The organism is Pseudomonas sp. (assembly GCF_049645325.1).
Taxonomy (GTDB): domain Bacteria; phylum Pseudomonadota; class Gammaproteobacteria; order Pseudomonadales; family Pseudomonadaceae; genus Aquipseudomonas.
On sequence record NZ_JBARTQ010000202.1, the window covers coordinates 1 to 6,439 of the forward strand.

The 6,439-nt window shown below is 63.0% G+C and carries 5 protein-coding genes; 1 reads left to right on the forward strand and 4 read right to left on the reverse strand.

From position 1 onward, the window contains the following. Positions 1–75 precede the first annotated feature (75 nt). Genes WBB95_RS08930 through WBB95_RS08945 form a run of 4 tightly spaced genes read right to left on the reverse strand, consistent with a single transcriptional unit; the run spans position 76 to position 4,860 of the window. A complete protein-coding gene (locus tag WBB95_RS08930) occupies positions 76–936 on the reverse strand; it encodes an efflux RND transporter periplasmic adaptor subunit (protein ID WP_424487252.1) in 861 nt (286 codons plus the stop codon). Between the two features lie 10 nt (positions 937–946). After that, a complete protein-coding gene (locus WBB95_RS08935) occupies positions 947–1,147 on the reverse strand; it encodes a DUF1656 domain-containing protein (protein ID WP_424487253.1) in 201 nt (66 codons plus the stop codon). Further along, positions 1,137–3,314 carry an FUSC family protein gene (locus WBB95_RS08940; RefSeq protein ID WP_424487254.1) on the reverse strand — a complete coding sequence of 726 codons (2,178 nt, stop codon included), beginning with the start codon at positions 3,312–3,314 and terminating at the stop codon, positions 1,137–1,139. Before WBB95_RS08940 ends, WBB95_RS08935 begins: the two co-directional genes overlap by 11 nt. A gap of 10 nt (positions 3,315–3,324) precedes the next feature. Then, positions 3,325–4,860, reverse strand: coding sequence for an efflux transporter outer membrane subunit (locus WBB95_RS08945; RefSeq protein ID WP_424487255.1), 1,536 nt, complete (start codon positions 4,858–4,860; stop codon positions 3,325–3,327). Between the two features lie 183 nt (positions 4,861–5,043). Between WBB95_RS08945 and WBB95_RS08950 the strand changes: the two genes are divergently transcribed. Next, positions 5,044–6,012 carry a LysR family transcriptional regulator gene (locus WBB95_RS08950; protein ID WP_053254489.1) on the forward strand — a complete coding sequence of 323 codons (969 nt, stop codon included), beginning with the start codon at positions 5,044–5,046 and terminating at the stop codon, positions 6,010–6,012. Positions 6,013–6,439 lie beyond the last annotated feature (427 nt).

A 6,439-nucleotide genomic window follows, 5' to 3' on the forward strand; every position in this document is an offset into this window, starting at 1 on the left:
GGTCAGCACTGCATACCTCAACTGACAGTCCGCCATCGCAGGCAAGCCAGCTCCCACACAAGCCGGTTTCCACCGTTAGTTTGGTGTTGGGTTGACGATGACGGTGCAGGTAATCCCCGCCGCCAGCAACACGCCCTCCGGCACTTCATCGATGTGAATCCGCACGGGCACGCGCTGGGCCAGGCGCACCCAGTTGAAGGTCGGGTTGACGTCGGCGATCAGCTCGCGGCTTTCAGGGTTGTCGCGGTCGTAGATGCCGCGCGAAATGCTTTCCACATGGCCCTTGAGGGTCTCGCCGCTCATCAATTGCATGTCGGCTTTATCGCCAACGTTCACATGAGGCAACTTGGTTTCCTCGAAGAAGCCATAGACCCAGAACGAATTCATATCCACCACGGCCATCTTCGCCTCGCCGATGCGCGCATAGTCGCCGCGGTGCACGTTGAGGTTGGTGACATACCCGTCGACGGCCGCCACAACCTGGGTGCGTTTCAAATTGAGTTCAGCGGCCTCCAGCTCGGCCAGCGCGTGCTGGTAATCGGCCAGGGCCGAGTCGGCGATGTTGCTGGCGTCGTCGCGGTTTTCCTTGGAGATCACCAGGGCGTCGAGGTCGGCACGGCGGTGGGCATTGACCTTGCGCATCTCCCAGGTGGCTTTGCGCGAGGCGACCAAAGACTGCGCCTGCTTGACCGCGATGCGGTAATGCTCGGGGTCGATTTGCATCAGCAGATCGCCCTTTTTGACCAACTGGTTATCGCGCACCGGCACGTCGACCACTTCACCGGTGACGTCGGCGGCGACGTTGATGATGTCGGCGCGCACACGGCCGTCGCGGGTCCAGGGCGTTTCCATGTAATGCACCCACAGCGTGCGGCCAATCCAGATTGCCAAAGCCAGTACCAGCAAGGTCGCGAGCAGGCTGAAAAACTTTTTCATCGGGGCATTCTCAACGGTAGACGGTCAGCGCCAGGGCGCCGAACAAGCAAACGAACAGGCTCAGGCGCAGCAACGCCGGGTGCCAGAAAAAACGGTACAGGTCGAACCCGGCCAAGAAGCGGTCCAGCGCCCAGGCCAGCCCCGCCGCGATGAAAAACATCAGGGTCATGGTCGGCATATACAGGCCGTGGAAGGCGATTTCACGAGGCATACGGGGCTCCTTTAAGGGCCGCCAGTGGCGATTGCGGGTCCAGCAACGAGGTGCGGATAAAGTGCAGGTAGCTCTTCACTCGGCGCAGGGCCGAGGTGTCGAAGTGCGGGGCGAAAGGTTCGTCGGTGGCCTGCACGCGGCTTATCGCGTGGTCCACGGCAATCAGGCCGCGCTCCAGGTTGCTCGCGCTGGGTTGCAGGAACAGCCGCACCAGCGAGCGGCCCATCACGCGGATCGCCTGGCGCCACGGCTGCGACTCGGCATACGCCGGGTGCACCGGCAGAATCGCCTGTTCCTTGCGCAACTCGATGATCGCGTGGCCGACTTCCAGCACCACGAACATCCAGCGCAGCAGGTCGCGCTGCACCTGCGGCTGGCCGACGGCAAGCCCATAGGCTTGGTGCAACAGGTCGCGGGTGCGGCTTTCAAAACTCGACGCCAAGCCCTTGAGCTTGCCGCTGATCGCGTACACCACTTGCTCGCGCAAGTCTTGCTCCAACCGCCGCCATAACCAGCGGCTGTTGGGCGGCAGGATGATCGCCCCCGCCGCCGCGCACACCAACATGCCGATGACCATGGCGATGTAGTCGTTGATAAAGGCGTAGGGGTTGTAGACCGTGAGGTTGTCCGGCACCGAGCCGGTGCTGAAGAAGATCAGCAGGCCCACACCCACGCCTGCGTACTGCGGGCGTGAGGCGAGGAAGGAGCCGAAGATGATCACCGGCGCGAGCATCACGCACAGCAGCGGGAAGCCGTCGATCCAGGGGAACACGAAGAACATTTCGACAAAGCCCACCAGCGCGCCGATCAAGGTGCCGCAGGCCATCTGGAACGCCATGCGTTTCGGGTTCGGCGTGGCGGCGGACAAGCCCACGGTGGCCGCCGCGATCAGGGTCATGGTCGCGCCACTCGGCCAGGCCGTGGCGACCCAGTAGCTGCCGAGCACGATGAGGATGAACGACGCGCGAATCCCCGACGCGGCGCAGGCCAGCCAATTGGTTTTGGGGATGAAGGTTTCGTCCCACTGCTCGCGCGCATGGCTGTGATCAGCCAGCGAAGCGTGGGTCAACGCGTAGTTGTGCAGGTCATCGACAAACCGGTAAAGCAGCTCGTAAGCGGTATGAAAATCCAGCTGCTCGGCTTCGCTCGGGTTGCCCTCCTGAAAGCCCGCGCGCAGGCTGCGCACCTTGGCGGGCAGGCCGTCCTTGTAGGCGCTGAGCTGGTTGACCAGGCGCGCGGCATCCGGGCTGGTGAGCGCACGGCCGGAGAAACCGTCGAGCACTTCGGCAAGGTCCTGCAGGCCAGGTTTGATCGCGGCGACCACATGGTCGGCGTCATCGGCGCGCAGCCGTTCGAGCAACTGATGCAGGGCGTTGAAGCGCGTGGTGATGCTCATGAATTCGCTGTTCAGGCGGCTGAGCCGGCCGTTGCGCCGACGCATGTGCGGGTCTTCGAACACGGTGATGCTGCGCAGGCTTTCCAGGCCCACGGCCTCGGCGATAAAGCGCACGTTGCTGGCCTCGAACCCTTCGCGCTGGCTGCGCCCACGCAGGCCGTCGGTGACGAACAGTGCAAACACGCCGAAGCGCTGATACAAGGCGTTGCGCATCGCCGCGCTGCTGGTCTGCGGCAGGATCGCGGCGCTGACCAGGGTGGAGCAAAGAATCCCCAGGGAGATTTCCAGCACCCGCCACACGGCCGCCATAAACGCGCCGTCCGGGTGCGCCAGGGCCGGCAAACCGACCATCGCCGCCGTGTAGCCCGCCAGCACAAAACCGTAGGCGCGGAAGTTGCGGTTGCGCGTCGCGCCCGCGGTGCAGATGCCCACCCAGATCGCCAGCGCGCCGAGGAACAGCTCGGTGTTCTGCGCAAACAAGGCGATCAAGAAGACCATCACCGCCGACCCGGCCAGGGTGCCAAGGAAGCGATAAAAACTCTTGGCGAACACCTGCCCGCTCTGCGGCTGCATCACGATAAACACGGTGATCATCGCGGTGCGCGGTTGTGGCAGTTCCAGGCGCATGGCCAGCCACAGGGTAAGGAACGCCGCGATCAGCACTTTGAAAATGTACACCCAAGTCACGCCGTCGCTGCGTGCCCAGTCGAAAAAGCCACGGCGCCATTCAAGGGAATGCAGCCAGCGCAGCGGTGCAGGCAAGGGAGTCATCAAATCCTACTCAGTGATCAAACACGGCCAGCGCCGCCGGGGTCTTGCTCGGAAGGGTTTTGGCGTCTTGCGGGGTGTCGTTGCCCGCGCCAAGGCCGCCGCCCAAGGCGGTCACCAACTCGGCATGCGCACTCAGGCGCGCGGCCTGCACCTGTTGCTGCACCTGTTGCTGACGGAACAGCAAGGTCTGGGCGTTCAGCACGTTGAGGTAATCAGTGAGGCCGCGCTGGTAGGCGATCATGGCGATGTCGTAGGTTTTTTGCGCCGAGGCCACCGACTGCGCGGCGAAACCCGCCTGTTTGTCCATCGATTCGCGGCGGATCAACTGGTCGCTGATGCCCTTGAGCGCGTTGACCAGGGTCTGGTTGTACTGGGCCACGGCGATGTCATACCCGGCGCTGGCCTCACCCAACTCGGAACGCAAACGGCCGCCGTCGAAAATCGGCAAGGTGATCGCGGGGCCAACGTTGTAGTTGAATTTCTTGCCGGCCAGAAACGCCAGCATGCCGCCGCCGGTGGCCATGTAGCCGAGGCTGCCGACCAGGTCGACGTTGGGGTAGAAGCCGGCATGCGCCACCTCAATGCCACGGGCTTGCGCCGCGACCTGCCAGCGGCTGGCGACCACGTCCGGGCGCTGGCCGAGCAATTGCGCGGGCAGGCTCGACGGCAACTTCAACGGCGCGGCGAGGGACAAGCTCGGGCGTTGCAGTTGCGCGCCCTCGCCCGGGCCTTTGCCGGCCAATGCAGCCAACTGGTTGCGGCTCAGGACGATGTCTTCGTCCACCGCATCCAGCTGGCGATGGGTTTCGGGCAGCGGGGTTTCGGCCTGGCTCACGTCGAAATGCGTGCCGATCCCGGCGTTCAGGCGCTTGTTGGCAAGGTCCAGAATCTGCTGTTGCTGGGCCAGCGTGGCGGCGACGATGTCACGGTTGGCGTAGTGCAACGACAGCTGGATGTAGGCGCGCACCACGTTGTTCTGCAGTTCGAGTTGCGCCTGGCGGGCTTCGGCAGCGCTCATGTGCGCGAGGTCGACGGCACGTTCGCTGGTGTTGCTTTCGCGGCCCCAAAGGTCCAGGGCATAGCTCAGGCCCAGGGACGAATTGTTGTCCCAGGTGTTGGCGCCGCTCAACTCGCCCGGGCCGTAGAACTGATCTTTCGGCCAGTTGTGGCGCTTGAGCGTGGTGTCGCTGTTGATCTGCAACGACTCGGCCGACTCGGCAACCCCGGCCATGGCCCGTGCCTGGCGCACGCGCGCGGCGGCCATGGCCAGGCTCGGGCTGTTTTGCGTGGCGAGGTCGACCCAGCGGTTGAGCTGCGGGTCGCCGTACGCTTGCCACCATTGAGCGGTGGGCCAGTGCGCGTCCTGCGTGGCGCGCTGGATTGCTTCGTCGGTGGCGAGGTAATTGGCGTCGAGCGCCTGGCCTTGGGGGGCAATTCCTCCGGTTCCGATGCAGCCGCTGATTGCTAACGATAAGGCGCAAACACTGAGAGCCTTCAGCTCTCTGTTGATGAGAGTCTTCAGCTCTCTGCTGATGCGACGCGGCACGGCAAACGTATTCCTGAGGTGGTGGTGCGGGGAGAGGTGGCGCAATTCTAGGGGGCACGATGACGGACGATAAGCTGGCATTCCTGTGAATCTTTGTTACCGTTCAGGCGATAATCCGTTGGTAGGGATCACTGGACGGCGTAACTTTCTGTCACAATTTGTTATCTCCCCTGAGAACACTCCATGGACACTTTGCAAAACATGCGCGCCTTCAGTTGCGTGGCCGAAGCCGGCAGCTTCACCGCCGCCGCCGTGCAACTGGACACCACCACCGCCAACGTCTCGCGCGCGGTCTCCAACCTTGAGGCCCACCTGCAAACCCGCTTGCTCAACCGCACCACCCGGCGCATTGCGCTGACCGAAGCCGGTAAACGCTATTTGCTGCGTTGCGAGCAGATTCTCGCCTACGTCGAAGAAGCCGAAGCCGAGGCCAGCGACGCGCATGCACGCCCGGCCGGGCAGTTGAAAGTGCACACCATGACGGGCATCGGCCAGCACTTTGTCATTGATGCGATTGCCCGCTACCGCCGTACCCACCCCGATGTGACCTTCGACCTGACCCTGGCCAACCGTGTGCCGGACTTGCTCGACGAGGGCTACGACGTGTCCATCGTGCTGGCCAGCGAGTTGCCGGATTCGGGGTTTGTCTCGCAACGTTTGGGGATTACTTACAGCATCGCGTGTGCTTCGCCGGATTACGTCAAGGCCAAGGGGTGTGCGCAGCGGCCTCAGGATTTGCTTAACCATGCGTGCCTGCGGCTGGTGAGCCCGGTGATTCAGCTGGATAAGTGGACGTTTAACGGCCCTGAAGGCCAGGAAAGTGTGGCGATCAATACGTCGCCGTTTCTGGTGAATTCGGCGGATGCGATGAAGACGGCGATTACCAGTGGCATGGGGGTTGGGTTGTTGCCGGTGTATGCGGCCATTGAGGGGCTGCGCAATGGGACGCTGGTGCGGGTGATGCCGACGTATCGGTCGCAGGAGCTGAATTTGTACGCTATCTACCCGTCGCGGCAGTATCTGGATGCGAAGATCAAGACGTGGGTGGAGTATTTGCGGGGTTCGTTGCCGGAGATTTTGGCGGCGCATCAGGCGGAGTTGGTGGCTTATGAGTTGAGTGGCAGTTTGAGTGGGGCGCGGTTGGCTAACTGAGTTTGCGGGGAGTTGAGGGGTTTGGGGGTATATCCGGTGGTTGGGTGATGGCTTAGATGGGTTCCGCTCTTACAGTGGGTCACTTTTGATAGAGCCCAAAAGTAACCAAAAGGCTCTTGCCCCTCCACTCGGTGCCTCGCCTAGGCTCGGCATGCCCGCACGCAGACTTGAATCCGTGGGCCGCCGCCCCGCGCCATCCATGGCGCGGGGCGGCTAACCCGGCGTCCTGCCGGGTTACCCACGGATTCAAGCCTGCGTGCGGCCATCGTGGTTAACGGGGCGCCCTAGATCAAGATCAAAATCTACAGCACGGCGGCCTGAAAGCCGACCTGAGTGGTTGAAGCAGAAGCCAGGTCAAAGGCGGATTGCTATCTCCCTGATATATGGAGATCCAATTGTGGGAGCGGGCTTGTCGGATCGCCGCACC

Excerpts from the sequence above, each read along its gene's own strand:
- WBB95_RS08930 (WP_424487252.1), bottom strand. The coding sequence starts at position 936 with ATGAAAAAGTTTTTCAGCCTGCTCGCGACCTTGCTGGTACTGGCTTTG.
- WBB95_RS08935 (WP_424487253.1), bottom strand. The coding sequence starts at position 1,147 with ATGCCTCGTGAAATCGCCTTCCACGGCCTGTATATGCCGACCATGACC.
- WBB95_RS08940 (WP_424487254.1), bottom strand. The coding sequence starts at position 3,314 with ATGACTCCCTTGCCTGCACCGCTGCGCTGGCTGCATTCCCTTGAATGG.
- WBB95_RS08950 (WP_053254489.1), top strand. The coding sequence starts at position 5,044 with ATGGACACTTTGCAAAACATGCGCGCCTTCAGTTGCGTGGCCGAAGCC.